Source organism: Stenotrophomonas veracruzanensis, from assembly GCF_032911525.1.
GTDB lineage: Bacteria > Pseudomonadota > Gammaproteobacteria > Xanthomonadales > Xanthomonadaceae > Stenotrophomonas > Stenotrophomonas africana.
The window spans coordinates 18,129-44,179 of sequence record NZ_JAWJTI010000025.1; the positions used below are offsets into that span (position 1 = coordinate 18,129).

Sequence of the window (26,051 nt, forward strand, 5' to 3'; positions counted from 1 at the left end):
GGCGATTGCGCATTCATTTCAATCCGGCGGCGTATGCGGGGTCCGCCACCCGGTAGTGCCGGCCGCTGGCCGGCAATTCCCTTGCCGTCGGGCTTCATGAGGTTGCCGGCCAGCGGCGGGCACTACCGACTTACTGCAGCAGGTCCCTTACCCGATAGCTGCCCGGGGCCCGGCCCTGCAGCTGGCGGGCGGCGAACAGGGCGCCGCGGGCGAAGATGTCGCGGTTGGTGGCCCGATGCACCAGTTCAATGCGCTCGCCCAGCCCGGTGAACTGCACCAGGTGCTCGCCGACGATGTCACCGGCACGCAGGCTGGCGTAATGCGGTTCCGCCCCGCCCCGCTGCGCGGCCGCACCCAGGGTCAGTGCGGTACCCGACGGCGCGTCCTTCTTCTGGGTGTGGTGAGACTCGACGATGTCGCAGCCCCAGCCTGGCAGCGCCTGCGCCGCGCGCTCGACCAGTTCGTCCAGCACCGCCACGCCCAGACTGAAGTTCGAGGCCCAGACCAGCGGGATCTTCGCCGCCGCAGCCTCCAGCGCCTGGCGCTGCGTGCTGGAGATGCCGGTGGTCCCCGACACAAGTCCTGCCCCCCGCTCCACGCACAACGCCAGCAGCGGGTCGAAGCCCTCCGGCAGGCTGAAGTCGATCGCCACATCGAACACCGGCGCGCCGGGCAGCTCGCTGGCACCGAAGAACGGCACGCCGTCGACCACGCGCTGCGCCGGCGCACGGCCGGTCACTGCGGCCACGATCTGCAGGGTTTCGGGATGTTCGGCGGCCAACCGCAGCAGGGCCTGGCCCATGCGCCCGGAGGCACCGTGAATGAGCAATCGCAGGGGAGTCTGGTTCATGCCTGCAGGCTAGCGGCAGCACGCCCGCTCCGGCAAGCGCCATCGCTGCTACGCTGCATGCCCTTTCATGCAATGGATGGCAGCTCCCTCATGCAGATCAGCGAACAGCTGGTGCTGGTCACCGGCGCCGGCCGCGGCCTTGGCCAGCACATCGCCCGCGCGTTCGCTGCGCAGGGTGCGCGCGTCATCGTCAACTATCACCGAAGCGAAGGCGCCGCACGGGCGCTGGCCACCGAGCTGGGCGGACAGGCAATCGCACTGCCGGCCGACGTCACTGATCGCAGCCAGGTCGATGCGATGCTGCAGCATGCCCTGGCCCACTTCGGCCAGGGCGTCACCACGGTGGTCAACAACGCACTCGCTGCGTTCTCGTTCAATGGTGATGCCCGCGACGGCGCCGCCACTATCGGCTGGCCGGCCTTCCAGGCGCAGTTCGAGGGCAGCGTGCGCGGCGCGCTGAACACCGTGCAGGCCGCCCTGCCCGGCATGCAGGCCCGCCGCTTCGGCCGCGTGATCAACATCGGCACCAACCTGTTCCAGAACCCGGTGGTGCCCTACCACGACTACACCGCGGCCAAAGCCGCCCTGTTGGCACTGACCCGCACGCTGGCCGGTGACCTCGGCCCGCATGGCATCACCGTGAACATGCTGTCCGGCGGCCTGCTGCGTACCACCGATGCCAGTGCTGCCACGCCGGAAGCGGTGTTCGACTACATCGCCGCCAACACCCCGCTGCGCAGCGTCACCACCCCGGCCGAGTTCGCCGATACCGCACTGTTCTTCGCCAGCCCCTGGTCGCGCGCGGTGACCGGCCAGAATCTGGTGGTCGATGGCGGACTGGTGCGGGACTGAGCCGATGCGCATCTCCGAAGTCAGCCGCCTGACCGGCGCCAGTGCCAAGGCCATCCGCCTGTACGAAGCACGCGGCCTGCTGCCGCCGGTGCCGCGCCTGAACCGATATCGCGACTACAGCGAACAGGACGTGGCCTGGGTGCAGCTGATCCGCCAGGCGCTGGGGCTGGGTATCACGCTTGCGTCGATCTCACGCCTGCAGGGCCGCGACGGGCGGCTCGACTGGCCAGCGGTGCTGGCCTTGCTGGAGCAGCAGCGCGGCCGCGTTGCCAGCGAACGGGCACGACTTGCGCAGGTCGAGCGCGATCTGCAGCAGGTCAGCGACGAACTTCAGCGGTGGCTGCACTCCGGCAGCGGCGACTGCGTACTGGAACCCGGCGGCTGCACCACCGGGGTTTGACTCTGCCCCAGGGGCAGACCGCAGTCTCGCGCACTTTCCATTGCCCGAGGTTGCGCGTGTCCCGTTCCATCCTGATCCTGCTCGGCCATCCTGACCGTGACAGCCTGTGCGGCGCCCTCGCCCAGCGCTATGCCACGGCCGCCGAGAACGCCGGCCACCGGGTGCGCCTGATCGCACTGGGAGATCTCGAATTCGACCCGGTGCTGCGCCACGGCTACCGCCAGATCCAGCCGCTGGAGGCCGATCTGCAGGACGCCGCCGAGGCGATTCAAGCCTGCGATCACCTGGTCCTGGTCTATCCCACCTGGTGGGGCGCGATGCCGGCGCTGCTGAAGGGCTTTTTCGATCGCGTGCTGTTGCCGGGGTACGCCTTCCGCTACCGGCGCGATTCGGTGTGGTGGGACCGCCTGCTGGCCGGGCGCAGCGCGCGGGTGATCACCACGCTGGACACGCCGCCCTGGTACTACCGCTGGATCTACCGCGACCCGGGCATCACCCAGATCCGCGCCACCATCCTGGAGTTCTGCGGCATCCGCCCGGTGCGGGTCAGCCGCGTGGGCGCGGTGCGCAGCAGCATCCCGGCGCAGCGCAGCAAGTGGCTGGCGCTGGCAGCGGAGCTGGGAGCGCGGGCCGGCTAGATCCAGGCCACGGGCAAGGCGTGCGAACCAAGGTTCGCACCCACCTGGGGCGCTCGTTGCGCGTGTCGCATTTGCCAATTGACCTGAAATCACTGCGCCTCAAGGCTGTGGACCCTTCGTCCGGCCCAGGCAGAACGCATGAAATCCGCGACAGTCTTCAGCAGATGTGCCAGGAAAACAGGCTTTGCCGGAACAACGACCACACGCTACCGGTTGCTGGACGGCGCTTCGCTTGTCGTAAATCACCAGGCCGCCAGTCACGGCAGGGGCTTCTATGTAAATGCCGGGCTCTACTTTGCGGAGCTGCTTGAGTACCCGCTTGAACCGTGCGACCTCGAGAAGGCCTTCAGGTACCGCACCAGCATTCCCACCCCCCATGTGGACTGGCGGATCGAAGAGACGCCAGGGCTGCGCCGGGTCTTCACCCAGCAGCACCTTCATGACCTGCTCGAAGCTGGCGATCGCAACGCGATGAAGCGCCTGCTGCTCAATGCCCTTGCCGACGTGGCGGGCTTCGCGGCAATCCATGGAAACCGCGCCTCGGTACGGCGAATGCAGCAGGAGGGACGCTTTCGCGCGATCATCCGCAAAGAGGTCTGAACCCCGGGATTGTGCGAACCAAGGTTCGCACCCACCAGGCGGCCGCGGTCGAGCATGGCTCGACGCTACTTCTTCGTCGGCCCGCAGCTGTCGCAACCGCCACAGGCGCCACCACCCCCGCTCGCCGGCGGCGCGACCTTCCGCCCCAGCGCCTGCAGCCAGGCAGCGCGGCCCGGCTTGAGCAGCGCCAGCGCCAATACCCCACGCAGCTTGCGCACGGTGCCGGGAAACTGCTTCTTCAGCACCACCCAGGCACTGACCAGCACGGCCACCGCGATGATCAGGTACTGGATCAGCAGGCCGGTATCCATCAGCCGCCTCCCAGCGCCTTGGTCACCTGGTAGGTGATCAGCGCCGCCACGTAGGCTGCGGCAAACAGGTAGAACGCAGCAAAGCCCATCTGCTTCCACGAGTTGGTCTCGCGCTTGATGGTGGCCAGCGTCGAGATGCACATCGGGGCGTAGATGTACCAGACCAGCAGCGAAAGAGCGGTCGCCAGCGACCAGCCATCGCTGATCAACGGGGTCAGCGCCTGGCTGGCCGCATCGTCATCGGCGGCCGACAGTGCATACACGGTGGCCAGCGAAGACACCGCCACCTCGCGCGCGGCCAGGCCCGGGATCAACGCGATGCAGATCTGCCAGTTGAAGCCCAGCGGCGCGAAGAACACCGCCATCGCATGGCCGATCTGGCCGGCGTAACTGTAATCAATGGCTGGCATCGTGGCGTCGGCCGGTGCCGCCGGGAACGACAGCAGCACCCACAACAGGATGGTCAGCGCCAGGATGATGCCACCGACGCGCTTGAGGAAGATCATGCCGCGCTCGTACAGCCCCACCGCCAGGTCGCGCACGTGCGGCAACCGGTACGACGGCAGCTCCAGCATCAGCGGATGCTCGCTCTTGTCGCGGCGCCACTTCTTCATGATCCACGACATCGCCAGCGCGCTGAGGATGCCCGCCGCGTACAGGCCGAACAGCACCAGGCCCTGCTGGTTGAACACGCCCCACACCGTCTTCTGCGGGATGAACGCACCGATCAGCAGCGCGTACACCGGCAGGCGTGCGGAACAGGTCATCAGCGGCGCCACCAGGATCGTGGCCAGGCGGTCACGCGGATCCTGGATGCTGCGCGTGGACATGATGCCCGGCACCGCGCAGGCGAAGCTGGACAGCAGCGGGATGAACGAGCGGCCGGACAGGCCGGCGGCCGCCATCATGCGGTCGAGCAGGAACGCCGCACGCGGCAGATAGCCGGACTCCTCCAGCACCAGGATGAAGAAGAACAGGATCAGGATCTGCGGCAGGAACACCACCACGCCACCCACACCGGCGATGATGCCGTCGGTCAGCAGGCTGGCCAGCGGGCCTTCCGGCAGCACGCTGCCAACGAAGGTGCCCAGCCAGGCAAAGCCGGCCTCGATGCCATCCATCAACGGCGTCGCCCAGGCGTACACCGCCTGGAAGATCAGGAACATCACCACCGCCAGGCTGACCAGGCCGAACACCGGATGCAGCAGCCAGCGGTCCAGCGCGTCGTCGATCTTCGCGGTCCGCGCCGGCATGCGCACGGCCACCGACAGGATCTCGCGCACCTTGGCGTGGTAGTCGATGCCACCTTCCGGGCCCGGCACCGGCGCATCCAGGTGCGGCACCATCGCATCGAGGCGTTCGACCAGGGCCTTGGCGCCCTGCTTGCGCACCGCCACGGTTTCCACTACCGGGACGCCCAGCTCGCGCTCCAGCGCGGCCACATCCACCTGGATGCCACGGCGCTGGGCCGCATCAACCATGTTCAGCGCCACCACCATCGGCTTGCCCAGCTCGCGCAGTTCCAGCGCGAAACGCAGGTGCAGGCGCAGGTTGGTGGCGTCGATCACGCACAGCAGCACGTCCGGCGCGGCTTCGCCCGGGTAGAAGCCCCGGCACAGGTCACGGGTGATCGCCTCGTCCAGACTGGCCGGATGCAGGCTGTAGGCGCCCGGCAGGTCGAGCACCGCGAACTCGCGGCCGGACGGCGCACGCAGGCGGCCTTCCTTGCGCTCGACGGTGACGCCGGTGTAGTTGGCAACCTTCTGCCGGCTGCCGGTCAGCTGGTTGAACAGTGCGGTCTTGCCGCTGTTGGGGTTACCGACCAGCGCAACGCGCAGCGGGGCGGTAGTGGCAGTAGCAGTCATGCGCGTCGTACCTGGCTGGCGGCGTCGACGACGACCCGCTTGGCTTCACTGATCCGCAGCGCGAAACGGGTGAACCCGACCTGCACCAGCAGCGGCTCGCCCCCCACCGGACCCTTGGCCACCAGGCGTACTTCCTCGCCACTCACGAAGCCCAGCTCGCGCAGGCGACGGGCAATGGCATCGTTGGCATGCAGGTCCTGCACGGACTCGACCACGGCCGAGGTGTGCAGCGGCAGTTCGGACAGCGTCATCTAGCGTGTTCTCTGCTGGATGTAAATGGTTCTCGATTCTAACATTCCCGCGTCGCGTCATGGCCCATGACCAATGGCCCGCTATGATCCATACAGGTATGGAGTGACCCTGGAATCCCATGAACGATGCTTTGCAGATCGAGCGCAGCGGCGCCGTCCTCACCCTCTGGCTGAACCGGCCGGAGCTGCACAACGCCTTTGACGCCGGGCTGATCGCCCGGCTGACCGCCGCACTGGAGGCCGCCGGCCACGATGATTCGGTGCGCGCGGTGGTAGTGGCCGGCCACGGCGCCTCCTTCTCGGCCGGCGCCGACATGCAGTGGATGCGCGGCATGGCTGCGGCCAGCGAGGCCGACAACCGCGAGGACTCGCTGGCGCTGGCACGGCTGATGCGCACCCTGGACGAGCTGCCCAAGCCGACCCTGGCCCGGGTCCATGGTGCGGCCTTCGGCGGCGGCGTCGGCCTGGTCGCCTGCTGCGACATCGCCATCGCCAGCACCTCGGCCCGCTTCGGCCTGACCGAAAGCCGCCTGGGCCTGCTGCCGGCGGTGATCTCGCCCTATGTGATCGAGGCCATCGGCCCGCGCCAGGCCCGCCGCTGGTTCGCCACCGGCGAGCATTTCGACGCCGACACCGCGCTGCGCATCGGCCTGGTCCACCAGCTGGTCGAGCCCGAACGCCTGGACGAGGCACTGCAACGCCAGCTGGCCCTGCTCGACAAGGCCGGCCCGATCGCCTCGTCCAGCGCCAAGCAACTGGTGCGGCAGGTCCGCGACAGCCATGACCGCGACACGCTGGATCGCGATAATGCCGCCCTGATCGCGCGCCTGCGGGTGTCCGCCGAGGGCCAGGAAGGCCTGGGCGCCTTCCTTGACAAGCGCGCCCCCCATTGGGTCACGGAAGCCTGAACATGCTCGATCATCTTGGTTTGACCAGCGCCGACCTGGCGCGCAGCAAGACCTTCTTCCTGCAGGCGCTGGCGCCGCTGCAGATCGGCGTGGTGATGGAAGTGACCGCCGAACAGACCGGCACCCACGACCACATCGGCTTCGGTAGCGATGGCAAGCCATTCTTCTGGCTCGGCAATGGCGGCACCGCCAGCCACGGCGTGCACGTGGCCTTCGCCTGCACCAGCCGCGACCAGGTGGACGCCTTCCATGCCGCCGCCCTCGCCGCCGGCGGCCGTGACAACGGCGCGCCGGGCCTGCGCCCGTGGTACCACCCCCACTACTACGCCGCCTTCGTGCTCGATCCGGACGGCAACAACATCGAGGCGGTCTGCCACCTCCCCGCCGCCGGGGTGGCCGCATGAGCGACTACGTCCGCATCGTCGAGGTCGGCCCGCGTGACGGCCTGCAGAACGAAAAGCAGTCGGTCTCCACCGCCGACAAGATCGAATTGATCAACCGCCTGTCGGCTACCGGCCTGCGCAGCATCGAGGCGACCAGTTTCGTCAGCCCGAAGTGGATCCCGCAGCTGGCCGACGCCGCCGAGGTCTATTCCGGCATCCAGCGCCGGCCCGGCATCCATTACCCGGTACTGGTGCCGAACGAACAGGGCTACGACCGCGCCCGTGCGGTGGGCGTGGAGGAAGTAGCGGTGTTCACCGCCGCGTCCGAGGCGTTCAACCGCACCAACACCAATGCCGGCATCGACGAGTCGCTGGCCCGCTTTGAACCGATCCTGCGCCGCGCCGCCGCCGATGGCGTGCGCGTGCGCGGCTACGTCTCGACCGTGCTCGGCTGCCCCTACCAGGGCGAAGTGCCGCTGGCCGACGTGGTGCGTGTTGCACGCGCCCTGCACCAGATGGGCTGTTACGAAATCTCGCTGGGCGACACCATCGGTGTCGGCACCCCGCGCAAGGCGCGCGCGATGCTGCTGGCGGTGGCGGCCGAGATTCCGATGGCGGCGTTGGCCGTGCACTTCCACGACACTTACGGCCAGGCCATCGCCAACATCGCCACCTGCCTGGAGGAAGGCGTGCGCGTGGTCGACAGCGCGGTGTCCGGTGCCGGTGGCTGCCCATATGCCAAGGGCGCCAGCGGCAACGTCGCCAGCGAAGACGTGGTCTACCTGCTGCAGGGCCTGGGGCTGGACAGCGGCGTGGACCTGCCGGCACTGGCCGAGACCGGCCGCTGGCTGGCCGGCCTGCTCGGACGCGCCACCGCAAGCCGTACCGGGCAGGCGCTGGCCGCGGCCGGTTGACCACCGCACTGCGCCGCCCCGCAAAGGCGGCGCAGTGCACAACGGCGGCGGTCGCGGCTTCCGTTAGAATCGGCGGTTCTCGAACCTGCAGGACCGTTCAATGCAGCTGTCTTCCGTACGTGCCGTGATCACTGGCGGCGTCTCCGGCCTCGGCCTGGCCGTGGCCCAGCACCTCGTCGCCCAGGGCGGCAAGGTGGCCCTGTTCGACCTCAACGACGACAAGGGTGCAGCCGCCGTTGCCGCGCTGGGTGCCGACAAGGCCCGCTATTTCAACGTCAACGTCAGCGATGAGGCGGCCGTGGCTGCGGCCATCGACCAGGCCCACGACTTCCTCGGCGGCCTGAACGTGGCGATGAACTGCGCCGGCATCCTCGGCGCCGGCCGCGTGCTCGGCAAGGAAGGCCCGATGCCGCTGGCCGGCTTCCAGGGCACGGTGATGGTCAACCTGGTCGGCAGCTTCAACGTCGCCAAGGCTGCGGCCAACCGCATGCAGCACAACGAAGCCGGCACCGACGGCGAGCGCGGCGTGATCATCAACACCGCCAGCATCGCCGCCTATGAAGGCCAGATCGGCCAGGCCGCGTATGCCGCCAGCAAGGGCGGCGTGGTGTCGATGACGCTGCCGATGGCACGCGAACTGTCGCGCTTCGGCATCCGCGTCAATACCATCGCTCCGGGCGTGTTCTGGACGCCGATGGTCGACGGCATGCCCGAAGCCGTGCAGCAGTCGCTGGCCGCCTCGATTCCGTTCCCGTCGCGCCTGGGCAAGCCGGAAGACTTCGCCAGCCTGGTCGGCTTCATCCTCGGTAACACCTACCTCAACGGCGAGACCATCCGCCTGGACGGCGCTACCCGCCTCGCTCCGAAGTGATTCCCCACGGGCGCCGGGACGGCGCCCTCCCCCAACGACCTAGATCACCATGAAAGCCAACGACATCAAGAAGGGCAACGTCGTCGAGTACAACAACGGCGTGTACCAGATCCGCGACATCGAGCGCAGCTCGCCGCAGGGTCGCGGCGGCAACGTCCGCTTCCGCTTCATCATGTACAGCGTGCCGGGCGGCAACAAGCTCGACGCCAGCTTCGATGCCGACGACAACCTGGTCGAGGTCGAACTGCTGCGCCGCCAGTCCACCTATTCGTACAAGGACGGCGACGCGTTCGTGTTCCTCGATGACGAGGACTACACCCCCTACACCCTGGACGCAGACGTGATCGGCGACGATGCCGGCTACATCACCGACGGCCTGACCGGCATCTACGTGCAGGTGATCGACGAGCAGCCGGTGGCGATCCAGCTGCCGGCCTCGGTGGTGCTGGAAGTGATCGAGACGCCGCCGGAACTGAAGGGCGGCACCGCCACCAAGCGCCCGAAGCCGGCCAAGCTCAACACCGGCATCGAAATCATGGTGCCGGAGTACATCGTCAACGGCGAGCGCGTGCTGGTGAACACCGCCACCGGCGAATTCGCGGGCCGTGCCGACTAAGCGCCTCGCGCTGATCGGCTGGCTGTCCCTGCTTGCGGCGTGTTCGCCGCGGGCAGGGCATCGGATGTAGCGATCGTGTAGAGCCGAGCGTCGGCTCGGCTCTACAGAAGGCTTACGGCTGCTTCGCGCCGAAGTTGCCGCAGCCGTGGTACTGGCGGGTGCCGATGGTCAGATTCACCTTGGCCTCGAACGCCTCGCCACTCATGTCATCCTGGCAGGTGGTGCGCTGGAAGCTGAGCTTGACGTCGGTGCCATCGGACGCCTTGCCACTCCAACCGTCAGCACCTTCGGTGGGCGCGGCGACGTCGAAGCGACGCTCGCCATAGTCAACTTCCACCTGCAGGCCCGGCGCGTCGCCATCGACAACCGCCAGCCAGCCGGGCTCATTGCCGGTGGCACGGAACGCGGCCTTGCCGGCACTGCCATCGCCTTCGGTGGGTTCGACAGCGTGGCACTCGCGATCGGCCTCACCCTTCAGGCTCAACAGGCCGTCATCGCTGCCCTTGGTCCAGAAGCTGTTGCCCTGGCCATCGCCATACTTGGCGCCGGATGCCGCGCGTTCGGAAGTCATGGCGAAGGTACGCTCGCCGATCACCACCGTGGCTGCATCCTCGCCATTGAAGGTCGCGCGCACGCTCAGATCACCACACTGGTAGGCGGTCTCGCTGCCACCTTCGGTGCCGGCCCTCGGCGGCGGCGTGGCACGCGGGGCATCGTTGCCACCCGCGGCGGGCGGCTGGGCTGGCTGGCACGCGGCGAGCACCAAGCCGAGGGAGGCTGCCAACAGACTGGGAACTACACGCATGGCTCGACTCCTTGTCGACACTACTGAGACCATCGACCCTACCACCTGCCGGTGAGTGGGGCCTGAAAGGGGCCTGACCGCACTCACGCGGCCAGCACCGCCATCGACAGCAGCTGTGCGCCACCGTCGCCGGAACTGCAGGTCCATACCCGCAGCAGGCGCAGCTTCACCACGCGCTCCTCGCCCTGCTGCAACACTGACAGCCGCACATCGCTGGACAGCAGTGCCAGGCGGCCACACAGAAGGGTTTCCACCGCCTGCAGCTGCAGGCTTCGTACCTGCAGGCCGCCGGCCAGCCAATCGCCCAGCCAGGGCAGATCGAGCATGCGGCCGCCGTGGCCATCCATCATGAACAACGCCGGCGATACCAGCGCGGTCAGCGCATCGTGATCATTTTCCAGCAGGGCCGCGCACAGGCGCTGCTCCAGCACCATCAACTGTTGCTCGTGCAGATCTTCAACGATGTTCCGTTCCATCCACGGTTCCTCCCGGCATCGGCCGGCGCCTGCGCAGGCGTTGCGCGATCCACTGCCGCGCACCCTGCACCACTACATAGAAGACCGGCACGAAGAACACCGCCAGCACGGTCGCACTGACCATGCCGCCGAACACACCGGTTCCAATCGCCTGCTGGGTTTCCTTCGACGCGCCCTGCGCCAGCATCAGCGGCACCACGCCCAGCGCGAACGCCAGCGAGGTCATCACGATCGGCCGCAGGCGCAGCCGCGCGGCCTCCAGCGCTGCTTCAACCAGGCCGCGACCCTGCTGCTGCAGCTGGCGCGCGAACTCGACGATGAGGATCGCGTTCTTCGCCGACAGCCCGATCACGGTGATCATGCCGACCTTGAAGAACACGTCGTTGGGCATGCCCCGCAACAACACCGCAGCAACCGCACCGAGCAGACCCAGCGGGACCACCAGCATCACCGCCAGCGGGATCGACCAGCTCTCGTACAGCGCCGCCAGCACCAGGAACACCACCAGCATCGACAGCAGCAACAGCCACGGTGCCTGCGCGCCCGATTCGCGTTCCTGCAGCGACTGGCTGGTCCACTGCAGGGCAAAGCCAGATGGCAGCTTCCCGGCCAACCGCTCCATCTCCGCCATGGCCTGACCGGTCGACACGCCGGTGGCTGGCGCGCCGGACAGGTTCAGCGCCGGGAAGCCGAGATAACGCTGCAGCTGCAGTGGCGCCTCGGTCCAGTGCGGGGTAACCAGCTCGGACAGCGCCACCATGCCGCCTTCGCTGTTGCGCACGTACAGCTTCAGCACGTCCTCCAGCTCCATCCGGTGGGGTGCGTCGGCCTGCAGGATCACCTGCTGCAGCCGGCCCTTGTTGGGAAAGTCGTTGACGTACTGCGAGCCCATCGCTGCCGACAGCGTGCTGCTGATGTCAGCGAAGCCCACGCCCATTGCCTCAGCCTTGGCGCGGTCGATGTCCAGCCGCACGCTGGTGCCTGCCGGCAGGCCATCGGCGTGCACCTCGGACAGCAGCGGGCTGGCCTCGGCCAGCCTCAGCAGCTGCTGCAGGGCCGCGCGCAGTTCGGCCTGGCTCTGCCCGGTACGCGCCTGCAGCGCCAGCGAGAAACCGGAAGAACGCCCCAGGCTGTCGATGGCCGGCGGCATCACGCTCATCACCTCGCCTTCGGCAACCGTGGCCATCGCCTTCTGCGCGGCCTCCACCTCACCGGCCGCAGTAGCACCTGCGCGCTCGCCCCAGTCCTTCAGCATGGTGTAGGTCAGCGCCGCACTCGGGCCGGAACCGGAGAAGCTGTAGCCGAGGATCGCCTGGTTGGAACCGATGCCCGGGCGCGAGGCCACATGTCGCTCGTACGCTTCCACCACCGCCAGCGTGCGTTCGGCGGTGGCTTCGGCCGGGAGCTGGATCGAGGTCATGAAGTAGCCCTGGTCCTCTTCCGGCAGGAAGGCGCCCGGCAGCCAGTGCAGGCCCAGCAGCAGCGCCGCCACCAGCGCGGCGAACACGCCCATGACCCGCCCGCTCCGCTGCAGCACCGACGCCACACCACGCTGGTAACGCCCGGTCATCCGCTCGAAGCCACGGTTGAAGGCGCCGAACAGCCCGCCACGACCATGATGGCCATGGGTGTTCGGGCGCAGCAGGGTCGCGCACAGCGCCGGGGTGAGGCTCAATGCCAGCAGCGCCGAGAACAGGATCGACACCGCCATCGCCACGGTGAACTGGCGGTAGATCGCGCCCACCGAGCCGCTGGCCAAGGCCATCGGGATGAACACCGCGGTCAGCACCAGGGTGATGCCGATCACTGCGCCGGTCAGCTCACGCATCGCCTTGATGGTCGCCTCCCGCGGTGGCAGCCCTTCTTCGGCCATGATCCGTTCCACGCCTTCGACCACCACGATCGCGTCGTCGACGATGATGCCGATTGCCAGCACCATGCCGAACATGGTCAGCACGTTGATCGAGAAGCCCAGCGCCAGCATCACCGCGAAGGTGCCCAGCAGCGCGATCGGTGCGACCAGCGCCGGAATCAGCGTGTAGCGCCAGTTCTGCAGGAACAGGTACATCACCGCGAACACCAGCAGCATCGCTTCCAGCAAGGTCTGCACCACCTTCTGGATCGAGATCCTGACGAACGGCGCGGTGTCGAACGGAATGCTCGATTCCACGCCGCGCGGCAGCAGCGGCGCCAACTCGGCCATGCGCTCACGCACCGCCGACGCGGTACGCACCGCATTCGCGCCCGGGCGCAGCTGCACGCCGGCGGCGGTGGCCGGATGGCCATCCTCACGGGTGCCCCAGGCATAGCTCTGCGCGCCCAGCTCGACGCGGGCGACGTCGCCCAGCAGCACCCGCGAGCCGTCGGCCCCGGCGCGCAGCACGATGGCGGCGAACTGTTCCGGCGTGGACAGCTGGCCATCGGCGCTCAAGGGCACGGTGATGCGTTGGCCCGGCACACCTGGCGAATCGCCGATGCGCCCTGGTGAGATCTCCAGGTTCTGCTGCTCGATGGCAGCCGCCACGTCACCCATGGTCAGCCCGTAGCCGGTCAACCGGGTCGGGTCCAGCCACACGCGCATCGCCTGCTCGGCACCGAACAGCTGCACGCGGCCGACGCCATCGATGCGGCGCAGCTCCTCGATGATGTTGCGCGCCATGAAGTCGCCCAGTGCGGCCTCGCTGACGCTGGCGTCCGGCGAACGCAGGCCGACCAGCATCAGGAAACCCGAATCGGCGGCCTCCACAAACAGGCCGTTCTGGCGCACGCTGCGCGGCAGGCGCGGCTCGATCGCCTTGATCCGGTTCTGCACGTCCACCTGCGCCAGCTCCGGGTTGGTACCCGGCTTGAAGGTCGCAGTAATCGAGGCTTCGCCGGAGGTGTCCACCGACGACTCGAAGTACAGCAGGTGCTTGACGCTGGACAGCTCGCGCTCGATCAGGCCGACCACCGCGTCATTCAGCGTCTGCGGGCTGGCGCCCGGGTAGCTGGCGTAGATGCTGACGCTGGGCGGCGCAACCGCCGGATAGCGCTCCACCGCCAGCCGCGGGATCGCCAGCACGCCGGCCAGAATGATGAAGATCGCCAGCACCCAGGCGAACACCGGGCGATCGATGAAGAAACGTGCCATGTTGGATTTTCCTGGAGGGACCGGCCCGGCAAAGGCTCAGCCCTTGCTGCCGGCCTGCACTGCACCGGCGCTGGCGACCGGCATCTGCCAGTCGCGCGCATCGACCACCACGCCTTCCTGCAGGCGTTCCTGGCCCTCGACCACCACCTTCTCACCCGCCTTCAGGCCCGTACGCACCAGCCACTGGCGATCAACGCTGCCATCGACCTCCAGCGTGCGGATCACCGCCTTGCCATCGCCACCGATCACCCAGGCATAGGCCTGGCCACCGGCGCTGCGCAGCACGGCCTGCTGCGGCACGGTCAGTGCACTGGCCGGCGCGCCACGCGGCACCTTCGCGCGCACGTACATGCCGGGCAGCAGCTGGCGCTGCGGGTTGTCGACCAGGATGCGCAGGATCACATCACCGGTACGCGCATCGACGTTGATGCCGGAGAACAGCATCTGGCCTCGCTCGGACAACGGCTTGCCGGCCGCACCGATGATCGTCACCGGCAGCTCGCCGCCGCCGGCAGCACTGCGCTGCAGCGACTCCAGCTGCGCGGCCGGCCGGCGCACATCGACGTAGACCTGGTCGATCTGCTGCACGACCGCCATCGGCTCGGTATCGGCCACGCCGACCAGTGCGCCTTCGGTCACCAGCGCCTGGTCGATGCGGCCGGCAATCGGTGCACTGACCGTGGCATAGCGCAGGTCGAGCTGTCGGCGGGCCAGGATCGCGCGCGCCTCGTTCACTGCCGCACGGGCCTGTTCGTACTCGGCACTGGCATCGTCGCGATGCTGCTGGCTGACGGCCTGTGCGGCGGCCAGTGCATCCAGGCGCTGCGACTGCACGCGGCTGCGGCCCAAGGCTGCCTCACTGCGCTGCAGCGCGGCCAGTGCCGAATCAACATCGGCCCGGAAGGCCGCCGGGTCGATCTGGAACAGGGCCTGGCCGGCACTCACTTCCGCACCCTGGTCAAACAGGCGGCGCTGCACGATGCCTCCCACCTGGGCACGGATCTGTGCGGTGCGCACGGCGGCCACGCGGCCGGGCAGTTCGTCGTCGCGCTGCACCACCTGCGGGCCGACGGTGATCACGCTGACGCGTGGCGTGGCTTCGGGGGTGGCCTCGGGGGCGGAGCAGGCCGTCATGGCCAGGGCGAGGGTCGCGATCAGCGCGGCCGGAGTCCTGAAGGTTCTCATTGCTGTGCACAATGCCGCGCAAGCGGCTGATAGGTTCTGAAGCGTGGAGTGTGCGTGGCGATGATGGGGTTTCGATGGAGGAACTGTGGAGATACGATGGAGGCAAGCACCTTAAGGCCCCGCCCCTGCATGCATGCCGCCCCTGCCCTCGCCGCCCTCGTCCTGATCGTCGAGGATGAGGCCGAGATCGCCGATATTCTCACCGCCTATCTGGAACGCGAAGGACTGCGTACGCTGCGCGCCGCCGACGGCCACAGCGCCCTGGACCTGCACCGCAGCGCCCGCCCCGACCTGGTCCTGCTGGATGTGCAGCTGCCGCGCCTGGATGGCTGGAGCGTGCTGACCCAGCTGCGCCAGCGCGGTGAAACACCGGTGATCATGCTGACCGCACTGGACCAGGACCTGGACAAACTGACCGCGCTGCGCATGGGCGCCGACGACTACGTGGTCAAACCGTTCAATCCAGCGGAGGTGGCAGCACGCGTGCGCGCCGTGCTGCGGCGTACGTTGCGCGCATCACGCGTGGACGCACCGACCGCGCTGCGGGCGGGCCCGCTGCTGATCGACTCGGCTACCCATGCCGTGCATGTGGAGGGCGAAGGCTACAGCCACGAAGTGCTGCTCACGCTCACCGAGTTCAAGCTGCTGCACTGCATGGCGCTGGCGCCGACGCGCATCTTCAGCCGCAGCGAACTGATGCACGAATGCCTGCCGGAAAGCGAAGCGCTGGAACGCACCGTCGACAGCCACGTCAGCAAGTTGCGCCGCAAGCTGGACGAAGTAGGCATGGTCAATGTTCCGGCCAGCGTGCGCGGTGTCGGCTACCGGCTGATGGCCGACCGCTGATGGCCCGCCTGCGCCGCTCCGGGCTCAGCCGCCACATCATCGTTTCGATGTCGCTGATGGTGATCGGCGTCATCGTGATGATGATCCTGTCGTCGTGGCTGCTGTACGCGGTGCTGGTCGAGTTCTTCCCCGGCAGTGCCGAAGAGCCGGAAAGCTGGCTGCCGACCGGGCCGGAGCTGGCGTGGATGGTCGGGGTGATCCTGACCGGCCTGGCCTTGGCCATCGCCGCCTCGTTCCGCCTTGCACATCGCATCCTGTCGCCCTTGAATTCACTGGTGGACAGCGTGCGTGCACTCGCCGGCGGCGACCTCGGTGCGCGCGCCAGCGTCGAGGAAAACTCACCGGGCGAAGTGGCAACCCTGGTCGAGGATTTCAATGCGATGGCGCGGCGCCTGCAGCACATGGAGAGCGAGCGCGCGATGTGGCATGCGGCCATCGCCCATGAACTGCGTACTCCAGTGACCATCCTGCGCGGGCGCCTGCAGGGGCTGGCCGAGGGCGTGTTCCAGCCGGACGAATCCCAGTTCCGCAGCCTGCTGGCGCAGGTCGAGGGCCTGTCGCGCCTGATCGAGGATCTGCGCGTGTTGAGCCTGTCCGACAACGCGCGGTTGGATGTACGCCGGGCCCGCACCGATGTAGTTGCCGAGGTGCATTCGGTGATGACGCTGGTCGACCCGCAGTTCCGCGCCGCCGGCTTCGTGCTGGAACTGGAGACCAGCCGCGAGGAACACAACGCGCACTGCGACCCGACCCGCCTGCGCCAGGCCCTGCTGGCGCTGCTGGAGAACGCGCGGCGCTATGCCAGCCCCGGCAAGGTGCGGATCGCCGTGCACGACACACCCGGCCACGTACAGGTGTCGATCGAGGACGAAGGTCCGGGCATCGACCCGGAACTGCACGCGGATATCTTCACCCCGTTCATGCGCGCCGATGGTTCGCGCTCGCGCCAAGGCGGTGGCAGCGGGCTCGGCCTGGCGGTGGTCAAGGCCATCGCCGATGCGCACGGCGGTCGCGTCTACTGCATCCCCGGCAGCACCGGCGGCAGCCGCTTCGTCATCGAACTGCCGCGCCAGTAGCCGGACTGGCTGCCTGCGTGCGCAGGTGTGCACCCAGTGCGGCCAGATTGGCATCGATCGCATCCATTTCGTTGCGCTGCTTCACCGGCAGCTGCTGCCGCAGCTGCACGCGCAGCGCCTGCCACGCCGGGACCGCCTGCGCACTGGCCGTGGCCACGGTTTCAGACAACAGCGACCGCTCGTCGGCCAGCGGCAGCCCATAGCCCCCCTCCTGCAGCAGCGTCCCCGGGCGCAGCCACTGCCCGCTCTGCTCCAGCAACCCACGCAGGCTGCGGGTCTCAGTGCTGTCCGGTGCGCCCAGCAGCTGCCGCTTGAGCACATCGCGCGCACGCAGATCGGCGCGCCGCTGCGCGGCCTGTTCCAGCAGCAACAGGCCGGCGCTGGCGCGCAGGTCGCCCTTCAGCAGCCACGGTGCCCGTTGCTCTGCAGGCAGCTTCAACCAGCCGCGCACATCGCGTGCGGGCAATGCCAGCTGGGCTGCGGCCACGCCGAACAACTGCTGGTAGTGGTCGCGTGCCGAGGCGAAGTAATACCCCTGTGCCTGCGCTGCGCTGCGGTCGGCCAGCACCTGCTGGTCGAGCGCGTCCAGCCGCACCAGTCGCCGCTTCAGGCCGCGCGGGCTCAGCTGGGCCAACCCGGCCTCGCCCAGCCGCGGCACCCCCGCCTGCAGCAGCTTTGCGGTTTCCACCGCGCAGTTGTTGCTGACGAAGTAATAGCGCCCGTCATAGCTCCAGTGCACTTGTGCAGTGCGCTCGAGCAGGCTGGCGATCTCGTCGCGTTGCAGCCGCAACGGCAGTGACTGCAACCCGCGCAGTTCTACCTTGGTGTATTCGTCCACCACCTGCTGCAGCGGCAGCACGAACAGGCGCGACGGGTAGCCGCCGGTCAGGCCGCGCCAGTTGGAAATCTGCACGTCGCCGACGAACGCGCGGAACGACAGCACTCGGTGATACTCAAGGTCCAGGCGACAGTCCGGCCCTGGTGCGCGGCCCGGCCGGCAGATCACCAGCCGCAGCATGCTGTGCCCCCAGCGACTCATCGGCTGCGCACTGCCTTCGGCGAACAGGTAGTCCACGGCGTAGACGCGCGCCGGGTCGAGTTGCAGCAGCGATGCTGCGCCTTCTTCCGATTCGGCCTGGAGCAAGGGCAGCGTCGTAGCGCACTGCGGCTGTGGCAGCGACGGCGGTGCTCCGAAATGGGCCTGGTACCACTGCGCCAGCGCCGGGCGCCGGCAGGCAAACTCGCCATCGAGCACGAAATGCTCGGCGTTCACCGCCAGGTACTCGGCCGGGTCCTTCAGCTCATAGGCATCCGGGCTGCGGTCATGGAAGTCATTGCCGCCGCGACCGAGATGCCAGGGCTTGCGCTGCCATCCGGCCAGGTCGCGCCAGCGCGCACTGCGCGACCAGTTCGCCCCCGTACGGTCGGCAACATGGGTCAGTTCGTGCACCAGCGCACTGCGGCGTGCCCGGCGCGCACCGGGCACGTCATCATCCAGAAGATCGCGGCGCAACGTGATGCGACCGGCGAAGGCGCGGCCATGCACATCAGCCGGCAGGTCATCACTCCAGTGCACCTGAACCCGTGCCGGCAACGCGCGCCGCAGGCCCTCAGGAAGCAGTGACTGCACGTCGGCCAGGGTCTGACTGGCGAGCTGCTGCTGCGCCGGATCGAGACCGGCGGGATCGAGCTGCAGGCGATCAGCCGCATGGGCGGAAGGGATGAGCAGCCACGCCAATGCGGCGATCCACCCGCAGCGCCCGCTGCGCCTCTGTGGAGCCGAGCCATGCTCGGCTGCTGTTGGGATCCGCATGCGCCGGGCATCCAGCCGAGCATGGCTCGGCTCTACAGAAAGCGATGACGCCGAGGTCATGCAGCCCGGATCAACGTGCGAGCAGCGCGCGAGCCAGTTCCAGATCGCTCTGCTGCTGTGCGGCAGCGCTTTGCTCACGCAGGTGGACCAGCGCGGCCTGCAGGCGGGCGCCACGGATCTGGCCGTCGCTGGCAACGAACGCAGCGGCATCGTCGCGTGCAGCCAGCACCACCTTGTCATCACCCGAGCTGCTGCCCGAGGAACCGGAGGAAGCACCCGTGGCCGAACCGGCCGACGTGCCGGCGAAGCTGGAAGCGAAGCCGGCCAGCGGCAGGGACAGCAGGGCGAGCAGCAGAAGCGGACGGGTCATCGGTTCTAAGCCGGTTGTGAGGATCCGTGGAGCGTAACGGGTGCGTGAAGGTTTTGCCCGGCTCAAACGTCGAACAGCTTGCCGGGATTCAGCCGCGCTTGGGGATCGAACGCGCGTTTGACCGCCTTCATCAGGGCAATCTCGGCCGGGCCACGGGTGCTGTCCAGGTAGCCCTTCTTGACCAGGCCGATGCCGTGCTCGGCCGAGATGCTGCCGCCGAAGCGCGCCAGCACCTGCGCCAGCAGCTTGGTCACCTGCTCGCACTGCGACACGAAATCGGCGTCGCTGGTGTCATCGGGCTTGAGCACGTTGATGTGCAGGTTGCCGTCGCCGATATGGCCGAACCAGACCACGTCGAAGTGCGGATAGGCCTGCCCGATCAGTGCCTGGGTCTCGGCCAGGAACGCCGGCATCGCGGAGATCCGCACCGAGACGTCATTCTTGTAGGGCTTGTAGCGCGCCAGCGATTCGGTGATGCCTTCGCGCAGGCGCCACAACTGGGCCGCCTGGGCATCGCTGGCACTGATCACGCCATCGCTGACCCAGCCGTTGCCCATGCAGTCTTCAAAGGCGGCCATCGCCGCCGCTTCCTGCGCTTCGTCGTTGGCGGCGAACTCGGTGACCACGTAATACGGATGCACCTCGTCGAACGGCGCCTGCGCACCGTGCGCCAGCACATGTTCCAGCGCGCGGTCGGTGAAGAACTCGAAGGCCTGCAGCTGCAGGCGCGCGCGGAACGCAGCAAACACCTGCATCAGCACTTCGAAACTGGGCAGTGCCAGCAGCATCACGTTGCTGGCCGGCGGCGGATCGGTCAGCTTCACCGTGGCTTCGACGATCACGCCCAGCGTGCCCTCCGAGCCGATCAGCAGCTGGCGGAAGTCATAGCCGCTGGAATTCTTGATCAGGCCCTTGTTGAGCTCCAGCAGCTCGCCGCTGGCGGTGACCACCTTCAGCCCGGCGATCCATTCGCGGGTATTGCCGTAGCGGATCACACGGATGCCACCGGCATTGGTGGCGATGTTGCCGCCGATCGTGCACGACCCGCGCGCGGCGAAATCCACCGGGTAGATCAGGCCGTGGTCCAGCGCAGCGTTGTGCACGGCTTCCAGCGGCATGCCGGCCTGCACCACCAACGTGCGATCGACCGCATCGTAGGCCAGTGCCTTGTTCATCCGTTCCAAGCTGAGCACCAGCTCGCCGTTGGCAGCCACCGCGCCACCGGAAAGGCCGGTACGGCCGCCGGATGGCACTACGGCCACGCCCTCGCCGGCACTCCAGCGCATCACCGCCTGCACCTCCTCGACCGTGGCCGGCAGTGCGATCGCCAGCGGCGCCGGCGTCCAGCGCCGGGTCCAGTCGCGCCCGTAATGCTCCAGGTCGGCCGGGTCGGTCTTCAGCTTCAGGCCGGGACAGGCCTGCTGCAGCGAGGCAATGCGGGAATCGGTCATGACGGTCCAGCGCGGTGCGTGAAGAACGGGCAAGCGTGCCAGCGGCACGCGTCAGCGTCCAGCCCCCGCAGCCGTACAGATAGCTACGGATGCAACCAATTGCGCACTGCACCATGGCCGCTGCGATCTGGCATAGTGGTCAGCCCCTGTCCCACTGGCCGTGTCGCCCCATGTCGCCGAAGAAGACCTCGTTCCCGAAGCAGGATATCCGCGTGCTGTTGCTGGAGGGGGTCAGCCAGACCGCCGTGGAGGTGTTCAGCGCCGCCGGCTACAGCCAGATCGAAGCGCACACCAAGGCACTGCCCGAGGACGAACTGAAGGCGCGCATCGCCGAGGCGCACATCGTCGGCATCCGTTCGCGCACCCAGCTCAGCGCCGAGGTGCTGGCCGAGGCCAAGCGCCTGATCGCGGTGGGCTGCTTCTGCATCGGCACCAACCAGGTCGATCTGGACGCGGCCGAGCTGGCCGGCATCCCGGTGTTCAACGCGCCCTACTCCAATACCCGCAGCGTGGCCGAGCTGGTCATCGCCGAAGCGATCATGCTGACCCGTGGCATTCCGCAGAAAAATGCCGAATGCCATCGCGGCGGCTGGTCGAAGTCGGCCAGCGGCAGCCATGAAGTGCGCGGCAAGACCCTGGGCATCATCGGTTACGGCCACATCGGCACCCAGGTCGGCGTGCTGGCCGAATCGCTGGGCATGCAGGTGATCTTCCACGACGTGGAAACCAAGCTGGCGCTGGGCAATGCCCGTGCAGCGGCCAGCCTGGACGACCTGCTGGCGCGGGCCGACATCGTCACCCTGCACGTGCCGGAGACCCCGTCCACGCAGTGGATGATCGGCAGCACCGAGCTGGCGAAGATGCGCAAGGGCGCGCACCTGATCAACGCCGCGCGCGGCACCGTGGTCGACATCGATGCACTGGACGCGGCCCTGGCCAGCGGCCACGTCGGTGGCGCCGCGCTGGACGTGTTCCCGGTCGAGCCGAAGGGCAACGGCGATATCTTCGAATCGCCGCTGACCCGCCACGACAACGTGATCCTGACCCCGCACGTGGGCGGCAGCACGCTGGAAGCGCAGGACAACATCGGCATCGAAGTGGCGGCCAAGCTGGTGCGCTACAGCGACAACGGCAGCACCCTGTCGGCAGTCAACTTCCCGGAAGTGACCCTGCCCGAGCACGCAGACAGCCTGCGCCTGCTGCACATCCACCAGAACGTGCCGGGCGTGCTGTCCAAGGTCAACGAGATCTTCTCGCGCCACAACGTCAACATCGACGGCCAGTTCCTGCGCACCGACCCGAAGGTGGGCTACGTGGTGATCGACATCACCGCCAGCGAGGCCCAGGCCGCCGCCGTGCGCGACGAGCTGGCCGCGATTGCGGGCACGCTGCGCACGCGCATTCTGTATTGACGCGGATCCCGCCGATCCCGCCATGCACTTGTAGAGCCGAGCATCGGCTCGGCTCCACAGGTCGCTAGCGCGCCAACCACCGGCGCGCCATGCGCTGCATCGATTCATCCGATTCCGGATCGGCGGCGACCTCGGTCACCGGCCGCCAGGCCAAGTCAAGTGACTCCTCGCTGAGCACGAAGGCCTCACCACCCAGCGCCCGGATCACGAAACGCACGTCGTAGTGCCAGTGCCCCGGTACGTCCTTGCGCTCCGGAATCCAATGCTTGTCCAGATCGAAGATGGCCGGGTCTTCCAGCACCAGGCCGGTCAGGCCAGACTCTTCCTCGGCTTCCTTCAGCGCCACCCGGGCCAGGTCGCGGTCGCCGTCGGCGTGACCGCCCAGCTGCAGCCAGCGCTGCAGCTTGCGGTGGTGGGTCAGCAGCAGGCGCTGACCGTCGGCGCTGACCAGCCAGCAGCTGGCGGTGAAGTGGCCAGCCAGCCGTTCACGACGGAACGGATCTTCCGGATCGTCCAGCAATGTGCCGAATTCGGCAGCCAGTGCGTCGTGGGCGGGCTCGCGGCGGGCGTAGTCCCGCAGCAGGCCGCGCAGGCGATCGTCAAGCACGGCAAGGGTTTCGGCGGCGTGGCTCATGAATGGGCGGCGTTTGGAAAAATACTGCTCATTATCGCCGTTCATTGTTGCGATTGCGCTTGTGCGTTGGCTTCAGCTTTGGCTAAGGTACAGCGGGCCGTTCGCGCGGCCTTCACCATTCCAGGGTTGCCGGCAACGTATCGGCGGCCCACCCAATCCGATCACTAGGAAGTACTGCATGCTGAAAGCTCTGTTGAGGGTCAAGCCGGTCCAGCCGGCCGGGCACGTCGATGCCGGCGAACCCATCGAAGGCAGCCTGGACGGCGAAGCCACGTTGAAACGGACCCTCACGGCTAAACACCTCATCCTGCTTGGCGTGGGTGCGGTGATCGGCGCTGGTATCTTCGTGCTGACCGGCCAGGCCGCAGCCAACCACGCGGGCCCGGCAGTGATGCTGTCGTTCGTCATCGCTGGTTTCGCCTGCGCCCTGGCGGGCCTGTGCTACGCCGAGTTCGCAGCGATGATGCCGGTCTCCGGCAGTGCCTACTCCTACTCCTACGCCACTCTCGGCGAAGGCATGGCCTGGTTCATCGGCTGGTGCCTGGTGCTGGAATACCTGTTCGCCTCGGCCTCGGTCGCGGTGGGCTGGTCGGCGTACCTGATCAGCTTCATCACCACCACGCTGCACATGCCTTTCCCGGATGCACTCAGCGCAGCTCCCATTGCCTGGACCGGCAGCGAGTTCATCGCCTCCGGCAAGCTGTTCAACCTGCCGGCGGTGCTGATCGTGGCGGCGGTGTCCGGCCTGCTGTACGTGGGCGTGACCCAGTCGGCCTTCGTCAACGCGATCATCGTGGCGATCAAGGTCACCGTGATCTGCCTGTTCATCGGCATCGGCGCGGCCCACATCGACCCGGCCAACTGGCAGCCGTTCATTCCGGAAAACACCGGCGTGCCGGGTGAATTCGGCTGGAGCGGCGTGTTCCGCGCGGCCACCATCGTGTTCTTCGCCTACATCGGCTTCGATGCGGTCTCCACCGCCGCCGGCGAAACCAAGGACCCGCAGCGCAACATGCCGATTGGCCTGCTCGGTTCGCTGGCGGTGTGCACCATCGTCTACATCATCGTCTGTGCGGTGTTGACCGGCATGATGCCGTACCACCTGCTGGGCACCGACAAGCCGGTGGCCACCGCGCTGGAGCCCTACCCGACCCTGTCCTGGCTGAAGACCCTGGTCGAGATCGGCGCCATCGCCGGCCTGTCCTCGGTGGTGCTGGTGATGATGATGGGCCAGACCCGCATCGCCTACACCATCTCCCGCGACGGCCTGCTGCCGAAGTTCTTCGGCAAGGTCCACGCCCGATTCCGCACCCCGTACGTCGCCACCATCGTGGTCGGCGTGATCGCCGCCGCGCTGGCCGGCCTGGTGCCGCTGAACGTGCTGGGCGAACTGGTCTCGATGGGCACCCTGCTGGCGTTCGCCACGGTCTGCATCGGCGTGCTGGTGCTGCGCTATTCCAAGCCGGAGATCCATCGCCCGTTCCGTGTGCCGGCAGTATGGATCATCTGCCCGCTGGGCGCGGCCACCTGCCTGTTCCTGTTCTGGCAGGCGTTCGTGGTCCACTGGCATCTGTTCGTGGGCTGGACGCTGCTCGGCCTGTTGATCTACCTGGGCTACGGCATCCGCAACAGCAAGCTGGCCAAGTCGCCCTGATCCGCCTACGGGCCGGCCTCGCGCCGGCCCGTCCGTTTTCCCCGCGCGCCGCCCGTGGCGCGCTTCGACAAGACCACCACACATGTTCAAGCAACTGTGGGCCACCAAGCACCCGCATGCCGCCCATGAAGACGCCAACGGCCTCAGCCTGCGCCGCCACCTCGGCCCCTGGGGCCTGACCGCCCTGGGTATCGGCGCGGTGATCGGCGGCGGCATCTTCGTCATCACCGGCCAAGCCGCCGCCAACCACGCCGGCCCGGCGATCATGCTGTCCTTCGTGCTGGCCGCCATCTGCTGCGCTTTCTGCGCGCTGGCCTACGCCGAATTTGCCTCGATGGTGCCGGTCTCCGGCAGCGCCTACACCTACACCTACGCCACCTTCGGTGAGCTCTCGGCCTGGTTCATCGGCTGGATGCTGGTGCTCGAATACGGCGTCTCCGCCTCGGCGGTGGCGGTCAGCTGGACCGGCTACTTCCTCAGCCTGCTCAGCCAGTTCGACATCCATCTACCGGCCGCGCTGGTCAGTGCCCCGCTCGACGCACAGCTGCGCCCGACCGGCGCGATCGCCAACCTGCCTGCTGCGGCCCTGGTGCTGCTGCTGACCTGGCTGTGCTACGTCGGCATCAGCAAGTCTTCGGCGATGAACATGGCGATGGTCGTGCTCAAGACCGGCCTGATCGTGCTGGTCATCGTGGTCGGCTGGAAGTACGTGGACACCAGCAACTGGACCCCGTTCATCCCGGCCAACGAAGGCCCTGGCAAGTACGGCATGGAAGGTGTGCTGCGTGGCGCGGCGATGGTGTTCTTCGCCTACATCGGTTTCGAGGCGGTGTCGGTGGCCGCGCAGGAATCGAAGAATCCGCAGCGCGACATGCCGTTCGGCATGATGCTGTCGCTGGTGATCTGCACCGTGCTGTACATCGCGATGGCCGCGGTGATGACCGGCCTGGTGCCGTTCCAGCTGCTGGGCACCGATGAGCCGGTGGTGACTGCCGTGGCGGCGCACCCGCAGCTGGGCTGGCTGCGCTGGGTGGTCGAGGTCGGCGCGCTGGTCGGCCTGTCCTCGGTGGTGCTGGTGATGATCATCGGCCAGCCGCGCATCTTCATGATCATGGGTCGCGACGGCCTGCTGCCGCCGGTGTTCACCAAGATTCATCCGAAGTACCGCACCCCGCACATCAACACCGTGATCACCGGCATCGGCATCGCCTTGCTGGCGGCGCTGTTCCCGCTGGACATCCTCGGCGAGCTGACCTCGATGGGCACGCTGATCGCATTCGCGGCGGTGTGCGCCGGCGTGCTGATCCTGCGCCGCACCCAGCCCGACCTGCCGCGGCCGTTCCGCATGCCGATGGCGTGGCTGATCTGCAGCCTGGGCGTGCTGAGCTGCCTGGCGCTGTTGTCGGCGATGACGATGCACAACTGGATGCTGATGGGTGTATGGACGTTCGTCGGCTTCGTGATCTATTTCTGCTACGGGTTCCGGCACAGCCGCCTGCGCGCGAAATAAAGGGATTGCAGGGCCTGCGGCCCTGCACCCGCCGGAGCCGGAGCAACTTCCAGAGCAACAGCTGGGTTGAGGGTTTGGCGGGGAGACATGGGTTAGCGGGGGACGCCGTGAATCCATCCCTGGAGGCTTGGCCGCGGCATCCATGCCGCGGACACCCCCGCGAACCCATGCCTCCCCGCCCCTGACACTTTCCCGGCACGTCCGGTAGATCCACGCCATGCGTGGATGAT

Annotated in this window: 26 protein-coding genes; 14 read left to right on the forward strand and 12 right to left on the reverse strand. The window is 67.8% G+C overall.

The features are described from left to right. Positions 1 to 130: 130 nt before the first annotated feature. A complete protein-coding gene (locus tag R1H25_RS14530) occupies positions 131 to 802 on the reverse strand; it encodes a 4-hydroxy-tetrahydrodipicolinate reductase (protein ID WP_049447116.1) in 672 nt (223 codons plus the stop codon). Positions 803 to 922: 120 nt separating this feature from the next. Between R1H25_RS14530 and R1H25_RS14535 the strand changes: the two genes are divergently transcribed. The 4 genes from R1H25_RS14535 to R1H25_RS14550 all read left to right on the forward strand — a co-directional run bounded on the left by R1H25_RS14535 (position 923) and on the right by R1H25_RS14550 (position 3,340). Continuing rightward, entirely contained in the window at positions 923 to 1,702 is a 780-nt protein-coding gene (locus tag R1H25_RS14535) for a 3-oxoacyl-ACP reductase (RefSeq protein WP_317223947.1), read from the forward strand. Between the two features lie 4 nt (positions 1,703 to 1,706). Then, entirely contained in the window at positions 1,707 to 2,102 is a 396-nt protein-coding gene (locus R1H25_RS14540) for a MerR family transcriptional regulator (protein ID WP_049447120.1), read from the forward strand. A gap of 56 nt (positions 2,103 to 2,158) precedes the next feature. Further along, positions 2,159 to 2,740 carry an NAD(P)H-dependent oxidoreductase gene (locus R1H25_RS14545; RefSeq protein ID WP_317223931.1) on the forward strand — a complete coding sequence of 194 codons (582 nt, stop codon included), beginning with the start codon at positions 2,159 to 2,161 and terminating at the stop codon, positions 2,738 to 2,740. Between the two features lie 138 nt (positions 2,741 to 2,878). Beyond that, positions 2,879 to 3,340 carry a DUF4304 domain-containing protein gene (locus tag R1H25_RS14550; RefSeq protein WP_317223932.1) on the forward strand — a complete coding sequence of 154 codons (462 nt, stop codon included), beginning with the start codon at positions 2,879 to 2,881 and terminating at the stop codon, positions 3,338 to 3,340. 65 nt (positions 3,341 to 3,405) lie between these two features. Here the strand turns inward: R1H25_RS14550 and R1H25_RS14555 are convergent, their stop codons facing one another. The 3 genes from R1H25_RS14555 to R1H25_RS14565 are packed head-to-tail and all read right to left on the reverse strand — an operon-like array spanning position 3,406 to position 5,767. Beyond that, the gene (locus R1H25_RS14555; protein WP_317223933.1) at positions 3,406 to 3,651 is read right to left on the reverse strand and encodes a DUF6587 family protein; all 246 of its coding nucleotides are present in this window, start codon (positions 3,649 to 3,651) and stop codon (positions 3,406 to 3,408) included. Further along, complete coding sequence (locus R1H25_RS14560; RefSeq protein ID WP_049447125.1) at positions 3,651 to 5,516, reverse strand: ferrous iron transporter B; 1,866 nt, start codon at positions 5,514 to 5,516, stop codon at positions 3,651 to 3,653. The genes R1H25_RS14555 and R1H25_RS14560 overlap by 1 nt, the downstream gene beginning before the upstream one ends. After that, positions 5,513 to 5,767 (reverse strand): FeoA family protein, encoded by a 255-nt coding sequence (locus R1H25_RS14565; RefSeq protein ID WP_099590157.1) that lies wholly within the window; start codon positions 5,765 to 5,767, stop codon positions 5,513 to 5,515. The genes R1H25_RS14560 and R1H25_RS14565 overlap by 4 nt, the downstream gene beginning before the upstream one ends. 119 nt (positions 5,768 to 5,886) lie before the next feature. Between R1H25_RS14565 and R1H25_RS14570 the strand changes: the two genes are divergently transcribed. The 5 genes from R1H25_RS14570 (at position 5,887) to yeiP (ending at position 9,459) form a co-directional block, all read left to right on the forward strand. Then, the gene (locus R1H25_RS14570; RefSeq protein WP_049447128.1) at positions 5,887 to 6,675 is read left to right on the forward strand and encodes an enoyl-CoA hydratase/isomerase family protein; all 789 of its coding nucleotides are present in this window, start codon (positions 5,887 to 5,889) and stop codon (positions 6,673 to 6,675) included. A gap of 2 nt (positions 6,676 to 6,677) precedes the next feature. Beyond that, entirely contained in the window at positions 6,678 to 7,079 is a 402-nt protein-coding gene (locus tag R1H25_RS14575) for a VOC family protein (protein ID WP_317223934.1), read from the forward strand. Then, positions 7,076 to 7,972, forward strand: a complete 897-nt coding sequence (locus tag R1H25_RS14580; RefSeq protein ID WP_317223935.1) for a hydroxymethylglutaryl-CoA lyase — start codon at positions 7,076 to 7,078, stop codon at positions 7,970 to 7,972. Before R1H25_RS14575 ends, R1H25_RS14580 begins: the two co-directional genes overlap by 4 nt. 100 nt (positions 7,973 to 8,072) lie before the next feature. After that, entirely contained in the window at positions 8,073 to 8,843 is a 771-nt protein-coding gene (locus R1H25_RS14585; protein WP_107232443.1) for an SDR family oxidoreductase, read from the forward strand. Between the two features lie 49 nt (positions 8,844 to 8,892). Beyond that, positions 8,893 to 9,459 (forward strand): elongation factor P-like protein YeiP, encoded by a 567-nt coding sequence (gene yeiP, locus R1H25_RS14590; RefSeq protein WP_005409468.1) that lies wholly within the window; start codon positions 8,893 to 8,895, stop codon positions 9,457 to 9,459. A gap of 112 nt (positions 9,460 to 9,571) precedes the next feature. Here the strand turns inward: yeiP and R1H25_RS14595 are convergent, their stop codons facing one another. From R1H25_RS14595 to R1H25_RS14610, 4 genes are all read right to left on the reverse strand, one after another. Next, positions 9,572 to 10,264 carry an MliC family protein gene (locus R1H25_RS14595; RefSeq protein WP_317223936.1) on the reverse strand — a complete coding sequence of 231 codons (693 nt, stop codon included), beginning with the start codon at positions 10,262 to 10,264 and terminating at the stop codon, positions 9,572 to 9,574. A gap of 83 nt (positions 10,265 to 10,347) precedes the next feature. Beyond that, positions 10,348 to 10,740, reverse strand: coding sequence for a nuclear transport factor 2 family protein (locus tag R1H25_RS14600; RefSeq protein WP_049447137.1), 393 nt, complete (start codon positions 10,738 to 10,740; stop codon positions 10,348 to 10,350). After that, positions 10,721 to 13,870, reverse strand: a complete 3,150-nt coding sequence (locus tag R1H25_RS14605) for a multidrug efflux RND transporter permease subunit (protein ID WP_317223937.1) — start codon at positions 13,868 to 13,870, stop codon at positions 10,721 to 10,723. Before R1H25_RS14605 ends, R1H25_RS14600 begins: the two co-directional genes overlap by 20 nt. A gap of 36 nt (positions 13,871 to 13,906) precedes the next feature. Continuing rightward, positions 13,907 to 15,055 (reverse strand): efflux RND transporter periplasmic adaptor subunit, encoded by a 1,149-nt coding sequence (locus R1H25_RS14610; protein WP_317223938.1) that lies wholly within the window; start codon positions 15,053 to 15,055, stop codon positions 13,907 to 13,909. Positions 15,056 to 15,184: 129 nt separating this feature from the next. Here R1H25_RS14610 and R1H25_RS14615 point away from each other — a divergent pair, with 129 nt between their 5' ends. Then, positions 15,185 to 15,901, forward strand: coding sequence for a response regulator (locus R1H25_RS14615; protein WP_020424480.1), 717 nt, complete (start codon positions 15,185 to 15,187; stop codon positions 15,899 to 15,901). Further along, positions 15,901 to 16,977, forward strand: a complete 1,077-nt coding sequence (locus R1H25_RS14620; RefSeq protein WP_049447141.1) for an ATP-binding protein — start codon at positions 15,901 to 15,903, stop codon at positions 16,975 to 16,977. The genes R1H25_RS14615 and R1H25_RS14620 overlap by 1 nt, the downstream gene beginning before the upstream one ends. On the opposite strand, the gene R1H25_RS14625 is transcribed toward R1H25_RS14620, so the two are convergent. The 3 genes from R1H25_RS14625 to R1H25_RS14635 form a co-directional block, all read right to left on the reverse strand. Next, on the reverse strand, positions 16,955 to 18,790 hold the full coding sequence (locus R1H25_RS14625) for a DUF4105 domain-containing protein (protein WP_373695566.1): 1,836 nt from the start codon (positions 18,788 to 18,790) through the stop codon (positions 16,955 to 16,957). The genes R1H25_RS14620 and R1H25_RS14625 overlap by 23 nt on opposite strands. Positions 18,791 to 18,860: 70 nt before the next feature. Further along, entirely contained in the window at positions 18,861 to 19,160 is a 300-nt protein-coding gene (locus tag R1H25_RS14630; protein ID WP_049447145.1) for a DUF2388 domain-containing protein, read from the reverse strand. A gap of 62 nt (positions 19,161 to 19,222) precedes the next feature. Then, the gene (locus tag R1H25_RS14635) at positions 19,223 to 20,611 is read right to left on the reverse strand and encodes an FAD-binding oxidoreductase (RefSeq protein ID WP_317223940.1); all 1,389 of its coding nucleotides are present in this window, start codon (positions 20,609 to 20,611) and stop codon (positions 19,223 to 19,225) included. 170 nt (positions 20,612 to 20,781) lie between these two features. Here R1H25_RS14635 and serA point away from each other — a divergent pair, with 170 nt between their 5' ends. After that, positions 20,782 to 22,023 carry a phosphoglycerate dehydrogenase gene (gene serA, locus R1H25_RS14640; RefSeq protein ID WP_317223941.1) on the forward strand — a complete coding sequence of 414 codons (1,242 nt, stop codon included), beginning with the start codon at positions 20,782 to 20,784 and terminating at the stop codon, positions 22,021 to 22,023. A 64-nt stretch (positions 22,024 to 22,087) separates the two neighbouring features. Here the strand turns inward: serA and R1H25_RS14645 are convergent, their stop codons facing one another. Then, a complete protein-coding gene (locus R1H25_RS14645) occupies positions 22,088 to 22,702 on the reverse strand; it encodes an NUDIX hydrolase (protein ID WP_080392927.1) in 615 nt (204 codons plus the stop codon). Between the two features lie 133 nt (positions 22,703 to 22,835). On the opposite strand from R1H25_RS14645, the gene R1H25_RS14650 reads away from it, so the two are divergent. Continuing rightward, positions 22,836 to 24,311 (forward strand): amino acid permease, encoded by a 1,476-nt coding sequence (locus R1H25_RS14650; protein WP_049447152.1) that lies wholly within the window; start codon positions 22,836 to 22,838, stop codon positions 24,309 to 24,311. A gap of 82 nt (positions 24,312 to 24,393) precedes the next feature. Then, complete coding sequence (locus R1H25_RS14655; protein ID WP_088479926.1) at positions 24,394 to 25,821, forward strand: amino acid permease; 1,428 nt, start codon at positions 24,394 to 24,396, stop codon at positions 25,819 to 25,821. The last annotated feature ends 230 nt before the right edge of the window (positions 25,822 to 26,051 follow it).

What these genes read in the sequence shown, in the direction of transcription:
- R1H25_RS14605 (WP_317223937.1), bottom strand. Translation starts at nt 13,870, where the DNA reads ATGGCACGTTTCTTCATCGATCGCCCGGTGTTCGCCTGGGTGCTGGCG.
- R1H25_RS14580 (WP_317223935.1), top strand. Translation starts at nt 7,076, where the DNA reads ATGAGCGACTACGTCCGCATCGTCGAGGTCGGCCCGCGTGACGGCCTG.
- R1H25_RS14615 (WP_020424480.1), top strand. Translation starts at nt 15,185, where the DNA reads ATGCATGCCGCCCCTGCCCTCGCCGCCCTCGTCCTGATCGTCGAGGAT.
- R1H25_RS14620 (WP_049447141.1), top strand. Translation starts at nt 15,901, where the DNA reads ATGGCCCGCCTGCGCCGCTCCGGGCTCAGCCGCCACATCATCGTTTCG.
- R1H25_RS14550 (WP_317223932.1), top strand. Translation starts at nt 2,879, where the DNA reads ATGAAATCCGCGACAGTCTTCAGCAGATGTGCCAGGAAAACAGGCTTT.
- R1H25_RS14585 (WP_107232443.1), top strand. Translation starts at nt 8,073, where the DNA reads ATGCAGCTGTCTTCCGTACGTGCCGTGATCACTGGCGGCGTCTCCGGC.
- R1H25_RS14630 (WP_049447145.1), bottom strand. Translation starts at nt 19,160, where the DNA reads ATGACCCGTCCGCTTCTGCTGCTCGCCCTGCTGTCCCTGCCGCTGGCC.
- R1H25_RS14645 (WP_080392927.1), bottom strand. Translation starts at nt 22,702, where the DNA reads ATGAACGGCGATAATGAGCAGTATTTTTCCAAACGCCGCCCATTCATG.
- R1H25_RS14540 (WP_049447120.1), top strand. Translation starts at nt 1,707, where the DNA reads ATGCGCATCTCCGAAGTCAGCCGCCTGACCGGCGCCAGTGCCAAGGCC.
- R1H25_RS14560 (WP_049447125.1), bottom strand. Translation starts at nt 5,516, where the DNA reads ATGACTGCTACTGCCACTACCGCCCCGCTGCGCGTTGCGCTGGTCGGT.
- R1H25_RS14635 (WP_317223940.1), bottom strand. Translation starts at nt 20,611, where the DNA reads ATGACCGATTCCCGCATTGCCTCGCTGCAGCAGGCCTGTCCCGGCCTG.
- R1H25_RS14555 (WP_317223933.1), bottom strand. Translation starts at nt 3,651, where the DNA reads ATGGATACCGGCCTGCTGATCCAGTACCTGATCATCGCGGTGGCCGTG.
- R1H25_RS14650 (WP_049447152.1), top strand. Translation starts at nt 22,836, where the DNA reads ATGCTGAAAGCTCTGTTGAGGGTCAAGCCGGTCCAGCCGGCCGGGCAC.
- R1H25_RS14595 (WP_317223936.1), bottom strand. Translation starts at nt 10,264, where the DNA reads ATGCGTGTAGTTCCCAGTCTGTTGGCAGCCTCCCTCGGCTTGGTGCTC.
- R1H25_RS14570 (WP_049447128.1), top strand. Translation starts at nt 5,887, where the DNA reads ATGAACGATGCTTTGCAGATCGAGCGCAGCGGCGCCGTCCTCACCCTC.
- R1H25_RS14600 (WP_049447137.1), bottom strand. Translation starts at nt 10,740, where the DNA reads ATGGAACGGAACATCGTTGAAGATCTGCACGAGCAACAGTTGATGGTG.
- R1H25_RS14610 (WP_317223938.1), bottom strand. Translation starts at nt 15,055, where the DNA reads ATGAGAACCTTCAGGACTCCGGCCGCGCTGATCGCGACCCTCGCCCTG.
- R1H25_RS14565 (WP_099590157.1), bottom strand. Translation starts at nt 5,767, where the DNA reads ATGACGCTGTCCGAACTGCCGCTGCACACCTCGGCCGTGGTCGAGTCC.
- R1H25_RS14535 (WP_317223947.1), top strand. Translation starts at nt 923, where the DNA reads ATGGATGGCAGCTCCCTCATGCAGATCAGCGAACAGCTGGTGCTGGTC.
- R1H25_RS14575 (WP_317223934.1), top strand. Translation starts at nt 6,678, where the DNA reads ATGCTCGATCATCTTGGTTTGACCAGCGCCGACCTGGCGCGCAGCAAG.
- yeiP (WP_005409468.1), top strand. Translation starts at nt 8,893, where the DNA reads ATGAAAGCCAACGACATCAAGAAGGGCAACGTCGTCGAGTACAACAAC.
- R1H25_RS14530 (WP_049447116.1), bottom strand. Translation starts at nt 802, where the DNA reads ATGGGCCAGGCCCTGCTGCGGTTGGCCGCCGAACATCCCGAAACCCTG.
- R1H25_RS14655 (WP_088479926.1), top strand. Translation starts at nt 24,394, where the DNA reads ATGTTCAAGCAACTGTGGGCCACCAAGCACCCGCATGCCGCCCATGAA.
- R1H25_RS14625 (WP_373695566.1), bottom strand. Translation starts at nt 18,790, where the DNA reads ATGCGGATCCCAACAGCAGCCGAGCATGGCTCGGCTCCACAGAGGCGC.
- serA (WP_317223941.1), top strand. Translation starts at nt 20,782, where the DNA reads ATGTCGCCGAAGAAGACCTCGTTCCCGAAGCAGGATATCCGCGTGCTG.